Source organism: Actinomadura craniellae (genome assembly GCF_003289645.1).
GTDB lineage: Bacteria > Actinomycetota > Actinomycetes > Streptosporangiales > Streptosporangiaceae > Actinomadura_D > Actinomadura_D craniellae.
The window spans coordinates 1-2,457 of sequence record NZ_QLYX01000035.1; the positions used below are offsets into that span (position 1 = coordinate 1).

Consider the following 2,457-nt stretch of genomic DNA (forward strand, 5'->3'; position numbering starts at 1 on the left):
TACGAGTCAGCCACGCCTTCCACTCCCCCCACATGGACCAAGCCGCCGATGAGCTCGTCCATGTCACCGAACAGCTCACCCACCACCAGCCCACCATCCCCCTGATCTCCAACCTCACCGGCACCCTCGCGAACGCCGACCAGTTGCACGACCCGAACTACTGGGGCCGCCATCTGCGCCAGGCCGTCCGCTTCCGCGACGGCATCACCGCCCTGCACCGGCACGGCGTCACCACCTACGTGGAGCTCGGCCCGGACGCCGCCCTCACTCCCATGATCACCGAGATCCTCGCCGCCGAGGACCCATCCGCCGACCCCACCGACTCACCCCGGACACCACCACCCACCACCCCGGTGGCGATCGGCGCCCTGCGCCGCAACCACCCCGAACCCTCCACCCTCCTGACCGCACTGGGCACCGCCCACACCCGCGGCGTCCCCATCGACTGGGCCGCCCTGTTCCCGGCCCCGGCGCGCCCCGTACCGCTGCCCACCTACCCGTTCCAACGGAAGCCGTACTGGCTGAACTCCGCTGCGGTCGCCGCGGACGCGGGCAGTTTCGGGATGGGCAGGTTGCGGCATCCCCTGCTGAACGCCGCCACGGAACTCGCCGACGGCAGCCATCTGTTCACCGGGCAGGTGGCCGCCGGCACGCATCCCTGGCTCACCGACCATGCCATCGACCAGACCGTCGTTCTGCCCGGCACCGCGCTGCTCGAACTGGCCATCCACACCGGTGACCACACCGGTTGCGGTGAAGTCGAGGAACTGATCCTGCATGAGCCTCTGATCCTGCCGGAGCATGGCGCCCTGCAGTTGCAGATCACCATCGGCCCGCTCGGGGAGGGCCGCCGTCCCCTCACCACCCGGTCACGCCCGACCAACCGACCCGATGCGCCCTGGACCACCCACGTGACCGGGACGCTCAGCGCACTGGACTCCGACCGTCCAACCCCGGATCGGCCCGGCGAACCGGATTGGTCGGTGTGGCCACCGCCCGGTGCCGTCCCCGTCGATGTGACCCACGCCTACCCGGAGCTGGCCGAACGCGGCTACCACTACGGGCCCGCCTTCCAGGGGCTGCGGGCGGCCTGGCGTGATGGTGAGCAGTTGTACGCCGAGGTCCACCTGCCCGAGCCGCAGGCCGGCGACGACGAGTTCGACGTCCACCCCGCCCTCCTGGACGCCGCCCTCCACCTGCTCCCCCTTCGTCCCCGCGCCACCGAGGCCCCTGACGAGGTGCACCTGCCGTACGTGTGGTCAGGTGTACGGCTGCAGGCCACCGGCGCCGTAACGGCACGAGTCCGGCTCAGTCCCACCGGCCCGGACATGGTGTCGCTGGACCTGGCCGACCTGGCGGGCTCCCCGATCGCCTCGATCGACTCGCTGTCCCTGCGCGCGACCACGTCCCGGCAATGGGAGAGGAGCGGGGACGGCGACGAGCGTCTGTTCCGGGTGGAGTGGATCCCGGCTCCGGCCGCGCAGGAGCCCGCCGCGGATGCCGGTCGTTCCCCCGTCCCACACGCCGGTGTGTGGTCCGTGCTGGGCGCCGACGAGCCGGGAGTCACCGCCGCGCTGCAAGAGGCGGGGATCTCGGTATCGGAACACCCGGACCTGGCCGCGCTCGGCCAGGCCATCGACGATGGCGCTCCCGTTCCCGACCTCGTGGTCCTACCGCTCACCGGCGCCTTGCCGCTGACCGATCCCGCCCCCGGCACGGGCGAACCGGCCGACGTGGTGAGCCGGACGCATGCCGTCACGGCCGCAGTACTGGAGTTGGCGCAAGGCTGGCTTGCCGATGAGCGATACGGCGACAGCCGACTGCTGGTACTGACCCGGGGCGCGGTGGCCGCCCACCCGCACGAGGCCGTCAACGACTTGGCCACCGCCACGGTGTGGGGATTGATCCGCAGCGCGCAGTCCGAGCATCCCGGCCGCTTCATGCTGCTCGACCGGCCGGCCGATGCGCCGGATGATGAGCCCGGCCGCCCCCTGGCCGACAGCCTGGTAGAGGCGGCGGCCAGTGAGCACTCCCAGCTGGCGCTGCGGAACGGAGGACTGTACACCTCACGGCTGGCCCGGTTGGCCGAGGCCGATGACGGTGATGTGCTGGCCGTGCCCGCCGGGCAGGGGTGGTGTCTGGGTGTGCCGGTGCCGGGGTCGATCGATGGCCTGGTCGCGGTGCCCTCTGAGGACCTTCAGGGCGGTCCTGATGGTGGGGGCCTTCAGGGTGGCCCTGAAGGTGGGGGCCGTGGAGGTAGTCCTGAAGGTGGTGCGGGCTCGGGTGGGGGCCCGGATGGGAGCTCGGGTGGGAGCTCGGGTGGGAGCTCGGGTGGGGGTGTGGGTGCCGGTCAGGTGCTGGGTGCCGGTCAGGTGCGGGTGGGGGTGCGTGCGGCGGGGGTGAACTTCCGCGATGTGCTGATCACGCTGGGGGTGTACCCGGGTGCGGCCACGATCG

At 71.7% G+C, this 2,457-nt stretch carries 1 protein-coding gene; it reads left to right on the forward strand.

Annotated elements, in window-relative coordinates; all coding sequences use genetic code 11:
- Positions 1–32 precede the first annotated feature (32 nt).
- Positions 33–2,457: polyketide synthase dehydratase domain-containing protein (locus DPM19_RS34650; protein WP_233511128.1), on the forward strand; the 2,425-nt coding region annotated here is incomplete at its 3' end.